Origin of the sequence: Shinella zoogloeoides, assembly GCF_022682305.1 — a bacterium.
In the GTDB taxonomy this organism is placed as follows: Bacteria; Pseudomonadota; Alphaproteobacteria; order Rhizobiales; family Rhizobiaceae; genus Shinella; species Shinella zoogloeoides_B.
This window is the reverse complement of the sequence record NZ_CP093530.1, coordinates 55716-71105: the sequence shown is the minus strand read 5'-3', so window position 1 is coordinate 71105 and position 15390 is coordinate 55716. Positions and strand designations below refer to the sequence as shown.

Sequence of the window (15390 nt, the reverse complement as noted above, 5' to 3'; positions counted from 1 at the left end):
ACACGCGAACTGGGGCTATGGACAGACGGGACGCGATCGAAACGACGGCAGTGAATTCGGAACGCGAAGAGAGGATCCGGCGCATCATCCATGTGGACATGGATGCGTTCTATGCCTCCGTCGAACAGCGCGACAATCCGGACCTGCGCGGCAAGCCGGTTGCCGTCGGCAGCTCCGCGGCGCGCGGCGTCGTCGCTGCTGCCAGTTACGAGGCACGCGCCTTTGGAGTACGCTCCGCCCTCCCGTCCGTGACCGCGAAACGGCGCTGCCCGGACCTCATATTCGTGCCGCCGCGTTTTGACGTCTACCGCGCCGTCTCCGGGCAAATCCGCGAGATTTTCTCCGAGCACACGGACCTGATCGAACCGCTCTCCTTGGATGAAGCCTATTTGGATGTGACGGAAAACAAGCAGGGCATCCCGATCGCCACTGAAATCGCAACCATCATCCGGGCACGCATCAAGGAGGTCACCGGCCTCAATGCATCGGCCGGCATTTCCTATTGCAAGTTCCTCGCCAAGATGGCGAGCGACCTCAACAAGCCGAACGGTCAGGCCGTCATCACGCCGAGACATGGACCCGGCTTTGTCGATGAGTTGGCGGTCGAGAAGTTTCATGGCGTCGGGCCGGCGACCGCGGCGCGGATGGAGAAGCTCGGCATCCTTACGGGCGCCGACTTGAAGGCGAAGCCCCTCGCCTTCCTTCAGGAGCATTTCGGAAAATCCGGGCGCTGGTATCACGACATTGCCCGCGGCATCGATAATCGCCCGGTCCAGCCGGACCGCCCGCGCAAATCCGTCGGGGCCGAAGACACCTTCATGACCGACATCTTCGATCTGCAGGCGGCGCGCGCAGAGATCACACCTCTGGTCGAAAAGGTCTGGCGGCATTGTGAGGCAAAGGACCTTCGCGGGAAAACGGTCACGCTGAAGGTGAAGTATGCCGACTTCCAGACCATCACCCGCAGCAGGACGGCAGCCGTCTCGGTCGCGGCGGCGGGTGAGATGGAAGCGATTGCACCGGCGCTGCTCGATGGCCTTTTCCCGACCGAAAAGGGTATCCGTCTTCTCGGCATCACCGTGTCGTCGTTCGCCGAAGAGTCCGCTGCCGATCCCGACCAGCTCGCGTTCACGATATAGCCGCGCGGAACAATGTCACCGTTCGCGCGGCTATATCGTAAACATTAGGCCAACGATTGTGTATGCTGAAAAGCCTCACGACGCCGGGCGCCCACGCCCCCGATATGCTCTTAGGTTTCTGAATGAGGTCAGGAGCCCGGGAGGGCCGCCAATGCCCCGCGACAGGCGGCGAACATGTCGAGATCACGCTCGTAGGCTTTGGTCGTGACGTTCATCATGCCAAGCAAGCTGGAGAAGAGATTATCGTGCGACAACGGCATCGTCGCAGATTTTTTCAGGCAATCGAGATTTAACCCCATGGATGAGGCGAATTGCCGATCGAACCATGCGATCAGCGGCACACGCGTCTGTTCGTCTGGCGCCATGAAGTAGGGCGTGCCATGCAGGTATAGATTATTCTCGCCGAGCGATTCGCCATGGTCCGAAACGTAGAGGAAGCCGGTGGATAGCGTCACTGTCCGCGCCTTCAGACGTTCTACGATCTTCGATAGGATGAAATCCGTATAGAGAATGGCGTTGTCATAAGCGTTGACGATCTCCGAGTCCTTGCATCGGGAAAGCTCCGTCGTCCGGCAGTCAGGAATGAATTTTCGAAACGCATCCGGATAACGCTCGTAGTAAGCTGGACCATGATTGCCGAGTTGATGCAACACCAGGACGCTGTCCTTCGTAATCCCGTTCAGCCATTCATCGATCTTCTCCAAGAATATCTCGTCCTTGCAGTCACCGTCCTTGCAGAACTGTGAATCGGACGATCCTGTAATGATCACGTTGCGAACTCGGTCGGCAACACCCTTGCTGCCGGTATTGTTTTCCATCCAGGTCACATCAACCCCCGCACGGACGAGAACATCGAGGACGTTCTCGTTCTCCAATCCGGTCTTATGGTCGTAACCCGATCGCTTCAGATTGGAGAACATGCAGGGTAAGGAAACGTCAGTGGCCGTGCCGCAGCTTGAAACATTCGAAAAGTAAATGACGTCTTGCCGTGCGAGCTCCGGATTGGTCTCACGCGCGTACGAGTCCAGGGAGAAGTTCGCGGCGCGTGCCGTCTCTCCCACGACGATGATAGCGACGCGAGGCTTGGTGGAACCATCTGCTCGCGCATCAATTTTTGCATCCCCACCCACCGGCTTCACCGATATGATGATCTCCTGGCTTGCGCCGAGGATATACTTTGTCGTGCTAACAAGCGGCGTGATTGGATTGAGCGTTTTTATCAGATCTCTTTTGGTACGAACAACTGCTGAGTACGGCTTGTAGAATGCCGCGCCCAAACTCACGAAAACTAGAAAGCAGACGAAGATCGTTATCGCGTTTTGACGAATCTTACGGCCGAACGGCTGATGGACGATGCGTATCCAGGTCAGAAATGCGGTCGGCAGGAAGAAATAGAGTGCAAAATGCTTAATGAGCCCTGGAGTGAGCAGATCTTGTGATTCCGCCTTGGTCGTTTCAAAAGCGTTGCGCACCATATCCGTGTCCACAAATACACCGTAGGTATCCGTAAACCACGCCGCCGCCGTCGCCACGGCAATGTAGAGTATGAGAACCGGTTTGATGATGTACTTTATTGAAACAGCTACTGTGCCAATTGCAAAAAGCGCGAAGATGGCGACCCAAAGCGCCGCATAGGCCGAAGGATCATTTTTCAGGTAGAGCCCCGCCTTGGACCAGAAGGTGGCATTAAGGAACAGCAGCAGGTAAACCGCTACCACAATGCTCGTAACAAGATCCCCCAGCTGCGGCCGGAATCGGTTCAATTGCGCCCTGAGCGTTGCAGCGGCCATGTGTTTCATGCCTCGATACCCATTTGTCCGCGAGCTTTTTGGCAACGTTTACTCTCTCTAGCGACTAGAGCTTCAAGAGACTTTTTTTTTCAGGTTTGCCCACACTCTTTCGACTGCGAGCACCTTCAACCAGGATCGCTTTGGATCAGACGGCTGATTGAAGGGCACGATCACGCGTGCCGGGCGAGAAGCGCGCCCCGCGGGTCCACCTGGACCGTGACATGATCGATGCCGTGCCCTTCCTTGAGAAAGGACGCGACGACCGACGGCAGGGTCAATGGGTCGATCCCCTCCTTAGGGCTGACGTGGACGGTCGCGACGATGCTTTCGTCCGTCAAGGTCCATGCATGGAAGTGGCCCCCCTCGGCGATGCCCGGCAGATTCAGCAGGCCCGCTTCGATTTCATGGGCAACAATGCCTTTCGGCGTGGCCTGCAGGAGCACGCGGATGGAATCGGAAACCAACCCCCAGGCCGAGCGGATGACGAGGCCGGCGACCAGCACCGAGAGAAATGGGTCAAGGATGCTCCATCCGGTGAGCATGATGCCGATGGCCGCAGCAATGGCGCCGACCGATCCGAGAAGGTCGCCGACGACGTGAAGGAGCGCGACGCGCAGGTTGCTGTCACCGCTGTCGCCGGACCATAGCGCATAGGCGCCGACAAGGTTCACGAGGAGACCGATGGTCGCGACAACGAGCATCGGACCGGCGAGGATCTCCGCGGGCTGGTTGATGCGCTGCACCGCTTCCCAGGCGATCCACTTTAAACCAAGACTGTCTGTTCGTTCTGTAAGCGGGGTTCTTGGCGAGCTGGCTACGGCATATTCTTCATCATTTCTGGTGTCATCGGCATCATATTCGCGTTAAGGTGGTACATGATCCACAATGAGCCGGAAACCGCGATAAAGATGATGACGACGGTGAAAATTAGCGCCATTAGCGTCCATCCGTCTTCCGCGCGGGAGTTCATATGCAAGAAGTAGATCATGTGGACCACGATCTGCACCACAGCGAAGAGTATGATCAAGACGCCCGTCGCGGTCTTGTTTTCAAGGACATTACCCATCACCAGCCAAAACGGAATCGCAGTCAGTATCGCAGCAAGTAGGAAGCCCGTTACGTAGCCACGAAAGGACCCATGCGTCCCGCCATGGCCGAGCCCACCGTGTTGATGGTCATGATCATGGTTGCCGTGCGCGTGGGCGTGTGGATTCGAACTCATATCAAAACTCCCATCAGGTAGACGACGGAAAACACGCCCACCCAGACTACGTCGAGGAAATGCCAGAACATGGAGAGGCAAGAGAGCCGCCGGCAGTTTTCCGAGCTCAGTCCATACCTGGCGATTTGCACCATCAGCGTCACAAGCCAGACAATGCCAATGGTGACGTGAAGGCCGTGTGTTCCAACGAGGACGAAGAAGGCCGACAGGAAGCCGCTGCGCTGCGGCGTGGCCCCCTCCCCGATCAGCTTGATAAACTCGTAGAGTTCCAGCCCGATAAAGGCGAGGCCGAAGAGACCAGTAACGGCCAGCCAGAAAAGCGTCTCCGATCTGGCGCCACGCTCCATCTGCAGCATGGCGAAACCGAAGGTGATCGACGACAGAAGCAGGAATGCCGTATTGATGGAGACGAGCGTCAGGTCGAACAGGTCGGCCGGCGACGGGCCTGCCGCATAATTGCGCCCGATCACGCCATAGGTGGCGAATAGGACGGCAAAGATCAGGCAGTCGCCCATCAGATAAATCCAGAAGCCCAGGCTGGTGGCATTTTCCGGATGACGTTCCTGTTTCTGGTAGAATTCCGGCTTTACCGACGAAGTGTCGTGAGTTTGGTTCATGGTCTCATGCCCTTCCTGCAAGCAGGTCGGTGCGGGCGGCCTCCGTCTCGACGACCGTCTCGACTGGGATGTGGTAGTCCCGCTTGTAATTGAAGGTATGGGCAATCGCGACGCTCATGAGCGCCACGAAGGACAGCGCCGCCAGCCACCAGATGTACCAGATCAGCGCGAAAGCCAGAACGACGCTAAGCCCGCTGAGAACAACGCCAGTACCTGTGTTTTTCGGCATATGGATGGCCTGGAAACCATCGACCGGGCGTTCATGACCTCGCTCTTTCATATCCGACCATGCATCGAGGTCATGAACGATTGGAGTGAAGGCGAAGTTATACTCAGGTGGAGGGGATGAGGTGGACCATTCGAGCGTGCGGCCATCCCATGGATCGCCTGTCTCGTCCTTCAGTTGATCACGTTTCACATAGCTGACGAAGAGTTGGACCAGGAACGCCACGATGCCGAGCATAATCAGGAAAGCGCCAAAAGCTGCAATGATGAACCAGATCTGTAGCGACGGATCGTCGAACTGGCTGACGCGGCGAGTGACGCCCATCAGGCCAAGCACGTAGAGCGGCATGAAGGCAAAGAAGAAACCGATCTGCCAGAACCAGAAGCTCAGCTTGCCCCAGAAGGGATCGAGCCTGTAGCCGAACGCCTTAGGCCACCAATAGACAATGCCCGCGAGCAGACCGAACAATACACCACCGATAATCACATTGTGGAAATGGGCAACCAGGAACAGCGAATTGTGGAGCACGAAATCCGCGGGAGGAACGGCAAGAAGCACACCTGTCATACCTCCAATCACGAATGTGACCATGAAGCCGATCGTCCAGTACATGGGCAGCTCGTAGCGGATGCGGCCTCGATACATCGTGAACAGCCAGTTGAACATCTTCGCACCGGTCGGGATCGAGATGATCATCGTGGCAATGCCGAAGAAGGCATTGACAGAGGCGCCTGAACCCATCGTGAAGAAGTGGTGTGCCCACACGAGATAGGACAGGATGGTGATGACGACGGTCGCGTAGACCATCGAGGTGTATCCGAACAGGCGCTTGCCGGAGAAAGTCGATACGACTTCCGAGAAAACGCCGAAGGCCGGCAGAACGAGGATGTAGACCTCCGGATGGCCCCAGATCCAGATGAGATTGATATACATCATCGAATTGCCGCCAAGATCATTCGTGAAGAAATTTGTTCCCACGTAACGGTCGAGCGAAAGAAGGGCGAGCGTCGCCGTAAGGATAGGGAACGTCGCGGCGATCAGGATGTTGGAGCAAAGCGAGGTCCATGTGAAAACCGGCATCTTCATGAAGGACATGCCCGGCGCGCGCATCTTCACGATGGTCGCGATGAGGTTGATGCCAGACAAGGTCGTCCCGACACCGGCCACCTGTAGCCCCCAAATATAATAATCGACGCCGACGCCGGGACTGTAGTCCGCGCCGGAGAGCGGCGGATAGGCGAGCCAGCCCGTACGGGCGAATTCCCCAACGAAGAGCGACATCATCACGATGATGGCTCCGCCCACAGTCATCCAGAAAGAGAAGTTGTTGAGGAAGGGGAAGGCGACATCGCGGGCGCCGATCTGCAGCGGCACGACATAATTCATCAGGCCAGTGATCAGCGGCATGGCCACGAAGAAGATCATGATGACGCCATGCGCCGTAAATATCTGGTCGTAGTGGCTCGGCGTCAGATAACCCTCGTTGCCGCTGAAGGCAATCGCCTGCTGGATGCGCATCATGATCGCATCGGCAAATCCCCGTAGCAGCATCACGAGCGCGAGGACCACGTACATGATCCCGATCTTCTTGTGATCCACGCTGGTGAACCACTCCCTCCAAAGGTAGCCCCAGAGCTTGAAGTAGGTGACGGTACCGAGGATCGCGGCGCCGCCGATGGCGACGACGATGAAGGTAACCATGAGGATGGGCTCGTGCAGGAAGGCAAGGGACTCCCATGACAACCTGCCGAAAATGAATTCCATTATGCTGATGTTCGTAGGCATTCGTGTTTCCAGTATCTGTCAACCGATGGTCATGGATTGGAGATGTCATTGGTTGGCGCGAATGAGACACCTTGCGTGCTGTTTTTTGCCGGGACACTACCGTCCATGACCGTGCCGTTTGGCATGACATGGCCAACTGCTGCCTGGCTCGCTTCCGACGCGGTCATGGCGCTTCGGTCGTCAGTGACCGCACTTGCTTCGGAGGCTGATCCTGTTACGGCATCGTCCTGAATTCCGTCGGCCTCGGGTGTCAAAGGCGGATAGAATACATCGAGACCTCTGAGCGGCGCGCGGCGCGTATCGTAGTCGAGCCTCTCCCTGTTCTTCTCGCTTTCGAGACCGCCACCGCCCATCTTGTCGATATGCATCATCTGGTTCATGCACATCGTGCCGGGGGTGGCGCAGAGATTCAGGATCGAATCGTAGAGTCCGCTGTCGACGCTGGCGTAGTAACGCACTGGCTCCTTGATGCTCGGCTTTTCCAGCTTCATATAGCTGTCGCGATTAAGCGTGGTGCCTACCCGCTTCACTTGCGTCACCCAGGTGTCGAAGTCAGCCTGGGTCAAGCCGCGGAACTTGAAGCGCATCTGCGAAAAGCCGCCGCCGCTGTAATTGGCCGAAAGCCCCTCGTAGTCACCAGGAACGTTCATGACCGCATGGAGACGTGTCTGCATGCCCGGCATGGCATAGATCATGCCCGAGAGCGCCGGAACATAAAAAGCGTTCATGACCGATGATGACGTAATCTTGAAGCTGATCGGAACGTCCACCGGCGCTGCGAGTTCGTTGACTGTAGCGATGCCATATTCCGGGTAGAAGAACAGCCACTTCCAGTCGAGCGCCACGACTTCCACGGTCATGGTCTTTGTATCTTCCGTGACCAGCCGTTGCGCATCGATCCGGTCGAGCGGACGATAGGGATCGAGTTTGTGAGTGCTGATCCAGGTGATCGCACCAAGCACGATGATGATGGCCAATGGCGCCGACCAGATCACTACCTCGAGAGCAGTCGAATGGTGCCATTTGGGGTCGTATTTCGCCCTTTTGTTAGACTGGCGATAGTGCCAAGCGAAAAAGAGGGTGAGAAACATCACCGGTACGATGATGAGCAGCATCAATAGCGTCGAGACAACGATAAGATCCGCTTGTTGCCTTGCGATATCGCCTGAAGGCGACATGACGACCATTTTGCAACCGCCCAGCAGGAGCAACAGCGGGACGACAACGGCAAGGCGAACGAACTTCTTGGAGAGAAGCACTTCTGACTCCCTGGAATTAACCTCGGGTCTTTGAATGAAAGAGGTTCCCGGTTGCCCCGGTGGCGTCTGTCCGCAATGGTACACCCGAGGCACGGAGCTGCCGGATGACAGATTCCGGAACAATGGGCGCAATGCGGCGAAGCCGGCTACAAGCGCAAGGCTTGACGGGCTGCCGGGTTATTCGCTTTTTTTACGACTTTGGAGGGTGTGGGATCAGATAGTACTGGTTCTCGAACCGCGGTTGCGCGGGGAGGATGAAGGCAAGCTTCTCGCATGCCTTATGCTCGTTCAAGTCGACATAAGCAGACGGCTGCCAGTTCCGAACATGTTGGTCGGCATCGGAAACGGCCAAAACCTTACTCTCGGGAAAGAGCCTGGTTTCGTTGGCGTTCAGCGCAACCACGATCTGAAGAGAGGAACCATCGATATGCGGCTTCGCAAAAGCATTGCCTGAGACGACCTGGAAAGAGATCATCAACAGAAAAATCACGATCTTCCGGCCGACCGACATCATGTTGCATGTCTGCTCATAGTGATAAAACAAGGCGAGGATTTATCAAAGAAGCCAACTCAAAAAAAGCAGGATATCTCGCGTGCGCCAATTTGTCCGAAACATGTTGCCGGGATCCGGAAACCATTGCTCTACCTTGGATCGCGATTGACCGTTCGATTCTCACGCGGCATGAACACGATCGAGAGCGGGTGTTGTCAGCGCCATAGACAATCGTAACAGTGGGTCCGGACACGTCCTCAAAGCGGTGAGTTCGGGAAGTCGGCGGCGCTACTTGACGCTACCGACGGCGTCGGCACGACCGTCCTGCAGTTTGATCCACTTGCCGGCATCGGCTGAGGACTGACGCTTCAGATATCGGTACTCGGTGTCCGACCAGAGCAGGATCTTGTTGCGCATATTGTCGAGCACGAAATCGCCGCGATCGGTACGAAGGGTCAGCACCGCGTGGCCCTGTCCGCTCGGCTGAACAACGACGGTGATCAGCAAGTTGGAAGGCGAGATCCCGGCCTCGATAAGCTTCTTACGCTTAATCAGAACGTAATCCTCGCAGTCGGCGGCACTTTGCGGGTAGGTCCAGAGTTCTTCAACGCCGTAGATTTCCATGTCCGTCAGTGGCAGATAATCCACGTTCGCGTTATAGTTCACGTTGACGATAGTCTTCCAGTTTTCCTGTGTTAGAGCCATCGGGCCCTTGTCCTCGCCGTTGGGCTGGCATTCTTCGGTATATTTCTTGCAGAATGTATAGTGGCCGATCGGCTGGCTAGTCTTGCCAGCGAGTTCCATCGCCGCGGGAAGGGCCATGGCCTGTGCGGCGACCATGGAGAAAAGAAATGCGAGTGCACTGACCTTGATTGTTTTTGTCATTGTTCTGTCCTCGTTCAATAATGGGACAATGACATTGATACTTTGATCTTGCGCAAAAATTAGAAGAATAATTTAGTTTAAATCAAGGTAGAACATGCACTAAATGAAAATAAAACATCAATCAAATTTAATCAGTATTTGAATTACTTTTGATTCAAATTTTAGGAAAATTCTCGATGTGCTAGACGAAGCCAGCTGACATTTATATAACTGAATTTAAAAAGCTTTTTCCAAATCGGACAACATCGCTATTTCCCAGAAGACAGAGCCCTTGCTCCAAAGGAAGGCAACCCGTCAGCGCATAGGTGGATACCTCACGCTCGGCAGATTTGATGGTCGCTGTGAACGTGAGGCTCCACAGCCAACGATGGACCCCGAATTTTCAATACCTCATCGGCCATGTGCCACATTGAAACGCGATACGTCCGTCGCAAGGTGGTCGCCTAGTTTGCGCCAGGACGTGGTCCGCGGCCCAGCCGGTCGAACAGCCGGGGTCGCCGCCCAGCGCGAGAGATTGCTGCCAGGCGCCGAGGCGGCGACGGCGTCCTGATCGAGAAGCGCTTGGATGACGGCGCCGGCGCCCCTCGTGCGAACCTTTGACGCCGCGGTGCGCAGCGTCCCGGCCCGCCGAGCAATCTCGCCGGCGGTGCGCAGGGCCGATCCTATCCCTTCAACGAGGGCAAGGCAGACGGCCCGGGCAAAGGCAGCTTCCCCCGGACGGACACGCCCCCTGCCCCCAAGCGTCTTGAAGGCCGGCCCATAGCGCTCGGCCATCAGCAGCGGCATGGCACAATCCCATTTCAGCTGCGCCGCGATCAGCAGATCGGCCAGCATCCAGCCGAGCGGTTCGGCATCCGGCCGCACGGCATGTAGGGCCGTGACCGAGTCCGCCGCGGCAAGAGGCGCCGGGCGGCCCGATTGCAGCGCATCGTCGGCATGGTCGACCACCGCGGTGAGCCGATCGTCCCAGGCAAGCCCCAATAGATCGGCAAGCTCGGCCACCGCTTTCGAGGAAAAGGCGGGTTTTCGGGTGGAAAGCCTTTTGGTGGCCAAAAACACCTTTCCGGCCGGGCCGGGATCGTCGCCGGCGGTCGTCAACAAACGGCGTCGCGCAAGGCGGACTCGTCCTCGCTGCGCCCCATCAGCCGGACCGCGACGGCAGCACATTTGAGGGCCTGGCGCGCGCGCCAGCAGCCGGCCCAGACGGGTTCGGAGCGAATGAGATCATCCAGCGATTTCAAGGCGATGCCGGCGGAGAAAGCGGCGGCAAGTTCGTCCGGCTCGCGGCCGCGCGGCAGGGTCCAGCTAGGCAAGGCAGCCGTGAACGTCGGGGCGGAAACGGGCGAATCCATGACCGGCATCCTAGGCCAATTGTGCGGATTATACCAGACTTTTGCGCATTAACCGCACGGCTTGTCTTGCGCACAAAATGATGGATAACGTTGCCTTATCGTTTGTTTTTCTCATTTATAGGGAAAGGCGGCATGTCGCTCGCATTTGACCGCCGGACGGCCCGTTTTTGGCGTCCCTCGGCGTCGAAATTCGCGTTCATTGGGCGGATTGGTTGTGCGCTTGATCAGTGGACAGCAGCGATCCGGTACCTCGCACGCTATCCCGACCGGCATCGACGGCGGTCGCCGCAACTGACCGGGCGCTCGCAGGCGCCCTCTTCCGAAAAATCGCCGATTTCGGCCAGAGAAGCCCGTGCAGCGGCTTTTTGCGTCGGACGATCAACAACTCATACTGGTCATCGAAACGCGCTCCATGGCCCTCTGTGTGACCTGAATTTTTCGTGCTTTCTGTCCGTCTCTGGCGGCGACCGCAGGTCACCCCTTCCTGGAAAGCGCTGCATCGATTAGCCTTGCACGAGTCCCGTCGCGTTTGCGCTGCGGTAGGCGTTGTGCGGCGGTCCACCTTGGGTCCGCCAGGATCTGATTGGCTAAACGCTCATATTCAGCCGAACTGCGCGGCAATGGACCGGTGGCCATTCCATGGGGCGGCGGTGGCGTGGCGCGCATCCGCCGCGATGCTGCGCGACGCGTCAGACGAATGGCGACTTGCGAGTTTGTAGCGACCCCATCCGGGTTGGCACCGAATACATCATTCAGAGCAAGCAGAGTAACGAAGCGCCAGCCTACCGGCAACTGGCCGAGCGGCGCCGCCGCGCCGACGGCATGGCGAACCTCGTAGGGGCATCGCCAGCCTGCTTCGTTTAACCAGAGCGCCAAAGCCGGCCGCGCCGCCGCCGGCTGATCGAGTGGTGCCCAGAGCGTCGCCAGCGCCTGCCCGAGCCGTTCACGCCCGCGACTGTCGCCGTCCACGCTTTGTGCAACCAGCTGCTGGATCGATAGCGCCGTTTCGATCAGAGCCACATCCCGCGGCGGGCCACCCTCCCCTCCCCTATCGATAAGAAGCGCTTCGCACCGGCTGCAGACCGCGCGTGCATGCCCTTCTCGCAGGCGGAACGCAACGGAGAGACGGTGACCACATCCGAGGCAGCGATCGCGAAGAAGATGGCCATGCTTGGGGCAGATGCAGTGCTCGGCGAGCACCCAGTCAGCCCGTAGCCACGAATCGCGATCGGCTGTGTAATCGGCCGCTAAACAGGCAAGGCAGACGGCTGGGGACCCGATCGTTGCTGAAGGCGCCCATTCCGGCCCTCTGCTCACGTACCAGGAATTTGGGCGTTGCGGATGCCGCCGGCTCAAGGATAATCGGAGCAGCCGCCCTGGGTCGACACCGCAGCTCCGGGCCCATTGTCGAACTTGTTCGGAGGCCGGCAGCCGATCATCGACGGACTGAATTGGCGAAAGACTCTCCCCACCATCGGTCATCCAGCCGGCGAGTGCTTGATGCGTAAGACCGTAGCGACAGGCTACTCGTGCAAGCCACGACGATAGCAGTTCGCCACGATAGGGTCGCGGTGCCACGGGTAGACGGCGGGCCGTCATGCACCCACCTGTTGCGGCCTGCGAGACGCGCGTCGTTCGACGGACTGCGTCATCGAAACGAGGGGCAGAACCAGATTGTCGCCGAAGCTCGTCAGGTCGAGCCGCTCCTTCCCCGAACGGATAGCTTCCTCGGCTGCCGTTTCGATCAGCCGGAGAATCCGCGCGGTGACACCACTGGTAAGCACATGGATTCGCTCGCGTACCGCGTCGCTTTCGAGATCGGAGGAAGCGCGCAATGGCAGGATGCGAGTCAGGCTCTTCAACAGAGCCGCAAAGACGTGATCGTTCTTCCATGGCTTGAGATGAAACGCTTCGAAGCGCTCGGCAAGCTGTGCGTCGGTCAGCAATGCCTGCCGCGCCAGATCGGTCCCGGCGCAGACAAGCGGCACCTTTAGGTCGTTGGCGAGAAACCGCAGTGCGTTCAGAAAAATCCGCTGCTGCCGATAGGTGCCAGCCAGCATGCCGTTGACCTCATCGAGCACAATCATCCTGGCGCCGACGGTGCGCAGCAACGAGCGGCAGATATCTTTCTCGCGCGCAAGGGTGCCGCCAATGAGCGCGGGAGCCTCAAGGCTTGCCAGTAATTCCCGATAAAGATCCCGCTCGACCGGCTCCGAGGGCACCTGCGCTACGACGACAGGCCTCTTGGTTACGCCGGTTGCCTGGCAGAACGTGGCCGGATGCGAACGCTGGAATTTGCGAATGATCTTGGTCTTGCCCATGCCAGTGTCGCCATAGACCAGAAGGCAAGGCATGCGGTCCCGCGGCGGATAGGCGAGCAACGCGTTCAGACGGGCAATTGCGGCTTCAGCCTGATCGAAGCCGATCCAGCGGTCTGCCTTGATCCAGGCAATGCGCTCATCGTCGGACAGCGCGGCGTAGCGGCGGTAGCGGTCGTCAAGATGTTCGTAGGTCCCCTCCTCTCTCACGACCACTCCTCGACGGGAAAGATCGGCACCTTACTCCAATCGATCGGCCGGTCGTCATCAGCTTGCAGCGGCTCGGCGGCAGCAGGCGATCTGTTTGGCGTGGCAGCATCAAGCGCGCGGCTGCGTTTCTCCGCCAGCTGACGCGCTGCTTTAGTGCGCCGGACCGCGTCATCAACCAACGCGCGCTGCGCCTCGATCGTCTCGAAGATCAGTTGCTCGTCGACAAGCGCCAGGCCGCGCTCACGCAAAGCTGCCCGGGCACGCCGGTGCTCGCCGAGCGTGATCGGCGGGCGCCGCAAATCGGCAAAGCGGATCGGCCATTGCGCACCGTTGGGACCCCGCACGAAAATCGTCGAGAGGTCTCGCGGATCGTAGGAAACACGCAGCGACCGATCAAGCCGGCCAGCCCAGATGCTCAGCACGTCATCCCAATAACGGAAACCGAACAGGTGAATGCCGTCTCGTCGCACCAGCCGGTCGACGCTCGGCAGGAAATCGATCATGAAGCCAGCAAGATCCTGGGGCTGCCGGACAGGCCGGACACGCCTCGCCACAGCTTCACACCACGCCGAAAGCGGCGGAATCCCCAAGGCCCCATGCCGATCGGCGTGATAACGGGTAATCTCGAGTGCTAACCAGCGCTCCAGTTCATCCAGCGTCATCGCCGCCCTCGCGGCTGAATCGTAGTCGCCCCGCTCGTCGATGTCGCTGAAGGTCGTGCCCGGCAGAAGATGAATGGCGCCCATCATGGTGCCGATCAGCCGTTCGATATGGCCGCCATAGTGCGGTGTGGCGGCCGGGCGGTGGATGAGCTCTATGCCATACTCTTGGGCGCCGCGCTTCAGCGTGCGGGAACGGAATTCCTTGGCGTTGTCGAGATGGATCGCATCGGGAAACCCGGAGACCGGCCACTCGGCGCTGATGCCCAGCCCGGCAAGCCATGCCTCTTTTGGCTGCACGCAATGCTGGATCGCGAGCGCGACGGAAATCGTCGACGGTGCCTCGAGCGTCAGGTAGAAACCCGCGATCATGCGGCTTGCGACGTCGATGGCGAGCGTCAGCCACGGCCTCTGGAGCGGCTTTCTATATTGACGATCGACGACGATGATATCAGCCAGCGTATGGTCGATCTGGACAACGCCGAAAACGCACTCGGCCTCGTATTGCCCGGGAACAGGCCGGAAGCGGTCACGGGCTGCTTTCGGGCCATGCCTCGCCCCGGTAAGTTCGGCTGGCTCCAGGGCAGCAACGCGCGCCTTCACGGCGTGCCAGGACGGCGCCCGCACGCCACGCACGCGGCAAAGCCTGCGAATCTCCTTGAGCAACTGGTTGATGCTCGGCTTCTGACGCGTCTCGTAGAAATCCCGTACCGCCTCGGCAATCACGGCTTCGGTCTCGTCCGGAAGCCGCCGACTGCCGCGTCGCGTTCCTGCCGGCTGCGGCAGCAGTGAACTCGTAACCGGATCCTCGCGATACGCCCTGAGCAGTTCATACAGCCGGGTGCGCCGAAGTCCGAGCTCACGGCATGCGCGGAGGAAATCAGAACGGCTGGGGTGCGCGAGAGACACCAGCCTTCGGATCACAGTCTCTCTTGCAACTGCCTCGCTCCAGACAGCGTCATCGACAATATTCCTGTCAGGCACATGAACCACAGCTACCTCGCTGCAAAGTTCGTCCGGCTGAATACTACGAAAATTCCGCTGATTCGGCTAGAATCCGTCCATAAACCTCGGGCCTGATTCGGACATATCAGTCAGTTACTGTCCGTTGATTAAATGCGGAGGACACGGCATGTCGCTCGTGTTTTATCGCCGGTTGTCAGCAGACCGGAAATCGTGGGATTCGCCGCCTTTTCGAGTCGGTTTTCACGGGACTACGCGCAGAGTTCCTGGGCCTGTTTCCACTAAGCTATTGTATTTATTGTGGCCGTTACGTCGACCGGATGTAACGTTGGTTTGTCACGTAGTCCCACGATTTCCGGTCCGAATTCACGTAGTCTCATGATTTCCGCTCCAACCGGTGGTCGGAAGGCGATTAAATCCAGCATTCACCACGCTTGGCGCTGTCCATCGTGCTCTCCGGACCAAAACAGCC

General features: G+C 58.5%; 12 protein-coding genes and 2 pseudogenes. 1 reads left to right on the top strand and 13 read right to left on the bottom strand.

All coding sequences use genetic code 11. The features are described from left to right. Positions 1–17 precede the first annotated feature (17 nt). Positions 18–1139, top strand: a complete 1122-nt coding sequence (gene dinB / locus MOE34_RS23740) for a DNA polymerase IV (RefSeq protein ID WP_242225015.1) — start codon at positions 18–20, stop codon at positions 1137–1139. Between the two features lie 128 nt (positions 1140–1267). Here dinB and MOE34_RS23735 read toward each other — a convergent pair whose 3' ends face one another. The 13 genes and pseudogenes from MOE34_RS23735 to MOE34_RS23680 all read right to left on the bottom strand — a co-directional run bounded on the left by MOE34_RS23735 (position 1268) and on the right by MOE34_RS23680 (position 14879). Then, on the bottom strand, positions 1268–2938 hold the full coding sequence (locus MOE34_RS23735) for a phosphoethanolamine transferase (RefSeq protein ID WP_242225013.1): 1671 nt from the start codon (positions 2936–2938) through the stop codon (positions 1268–1270). A gap of 161 nt (positions 2939–3099) precedes the next feature. Continuing rightward, positions 3100–3672: a cation diffusion facilitator family transporter gene (locus tag MOE34_RS23730; protein WP_338341969.1), complete on the bottom strand. Its 573-nt coding sequence runs from the start codon at positions 3670–3672 to the stop codon at positions 3100–3102. 71 nt (positions 3673–3743) lie between these two features. Next, complete coding sequence (cyoD, locus tag MOE34_RS23725) at positions 3744–4151, bottom strand: cytochrome o ubiquinol oxidase subunit IV (protein ID WP_242225011.1); 408 nt, start codon at positions 4149–4151, stop codon at positions 3744–3746. Next, on the bottom strand, positions 4148–4768 hold the full coding sequence (gene cyoC / locus MOE34_RS23720) for a cytochrome o ubiquinol oxidase subunit III (RefSeq protein ID WP_023515137.1): 621 nt from the start codon (positions 4766–4768) through the stop codon (positions 4148–4150). The genes cyoD and cyoC overlap by 4 nt, the downstream gene beginning before the upstream one ends. 4 nt (positions 4769–4772) lie before the next feature. Beyond that, complete coding sequence (gene cyoB, locus MOE34_RS23715) at positions 4773–6779, bottom strand: cytochrome o ubiquinol oxidase subunit I (protein ID WP_242225009.1); 2007 nt, start codon at positions 6777–6779, stop codon at positions 4773–4775. Between the two features lie 29 nt (positions 6780–6808). Continuing rightward, positions 6809–7966 carry a ubiquinol oxidase subunit II gene (gene cyoA / locus MOE34_RS23710; RefSeq protein WP_242225025.1) on the bottom strand — a complete coding sequence of 386 codons (1158 nt, stop codon included), beginning with the start codon at positions 7964–7966 and terminating at the stop codon, positions 6809–6811. A gap of 262 nt (positions 7967–8228) precedes the next feature. Continuing rightward, entirely contained in the window at positions 8229–8552 is a 324-nt protein-coding gene (locus MOE34_RS23705) for a hypothetical protein (protein ID WP_242225007.1), read from the bottom strand. Positions 8553–8819: 267 nt separating this feature from the next. Continuing rightward, on the bottom strand, positions 8820–9416 hold the full coding sequence (locus MOE34_RS23700; protein ID WP_242225005.1) for a transglutaminase-like cysteine peptidase: 597 nt from the start codon (positions 9414–9416) through the stop codon (positions 8820–8822). A gap of 390 nt (positions 9417–9806) precedes the next feature. Then, a pseudogene (locus MOE34_RS23695) lies at positions 9807–10768 on the bottom strand (DUF1403 family protein). Positions 10769–11242: 474 nt separating this feature from the next. Then, a complete protein-coding gene (locus tag MOE34_RS23690) occupies positions 11243–11788 on the bottom strand; it encodes a hypothetical protein (protein WP_242225003.1) in 546 nt (181 codons plus the stop codon). Between the two features lie 195 nt (positions 11789–11983). After that, a pseudogene (locus MOE34_RS25630) lies at positions 11984–12367 on the bottom strand (TniQ family protein); the annotation flags it as partial. Next, complete coding sequence (locus tag MOE34_RS23685; protein WP_242225001.1) at positions 12364–13302, bottom strand: TniB family NTP-binding protein; 939 nt, start codon at positions 13300–13302, stop codon at positions 12364–12366. The pseudogene MOE34_RS25630 and the gene MOE34_RS23685, both read right to left, overlap by 4 nt. Beyond that, entirely contained in the window at positions 13293–14879 is a 1587-nt protein-coding gene (locus MOE34_RS23680) for a Mu transposase C-terminal domain-containing protein (RefSeq protein WP_242224999.1), read from the bottom strand. The genes MOE34_RS23685 and MOE34_RS23680 overlap by 10 nt, the downstream gene beginning before the upstream one ends. Positions 14880–15390: the final 511 nt, after the last annotated feature.

What these genes read in the sequence shown, in the direction of transcription:
- dinB (WP_242225015.1), top strand. Translation starts at nt 18, where the DNA reads ATGGACAGACGGGACGCGATCGAAACGACGGCAGTGAATTCGGAACGC.
- MOE34_RS23735 (WP_242225013.1), bottom strand. Translation starts at nt 2,938, where the DNA reads ATGAAACACATGGCCGCTGCAACGCTCAGGGCGCAATTGAACCGATTC.
- cyoD (WP_242225011.1), bottom strand. Translation starts at nt 4,151, where the DNA reads ATGAGTTCGAATCCACACGCCCACGCGCACGGCAACCATGATCATGAC.
- cyoC (WP_023515137.1), bottom strand. Translation starts at nt 4,768, where the DNA reads ATGAACCAAACTCACGACACTTCGTCGGTAAAGCCGGAATTCTACCAG.
- cyoB (WP_242225009.1), bottom strand. Translation starts at nt 6,779, where the DNA reads ATGCCTACGAACATCAGCATAATGGAATTCATTTTCGGCAGGTTGTCA.
- cyoA (WP_242225025.1), bottom strand. Translation starts at nt 7,966, where the DNA reads ATGGTCGTCATGTCGCCTTCAGGCGATATCGCAAGGCAACAAGCGGAT.
- MOE34_RS23705 (WP_242225007.1), bottom strand. Translation starts at nt 8,552, where the DNA reads ATGATGTCGGTCGGCCGGAAGATCGTGATTTTTCTGTTGATGATCTCT.
- MOE34_RS23700 (WP_242225005.1), bottom strand. Translation starts at nt 9,416, where the DNA reads ATGACAAAAACAATCAAGGTCAGTGCACTCGCATTTCTTTTCTCCATG.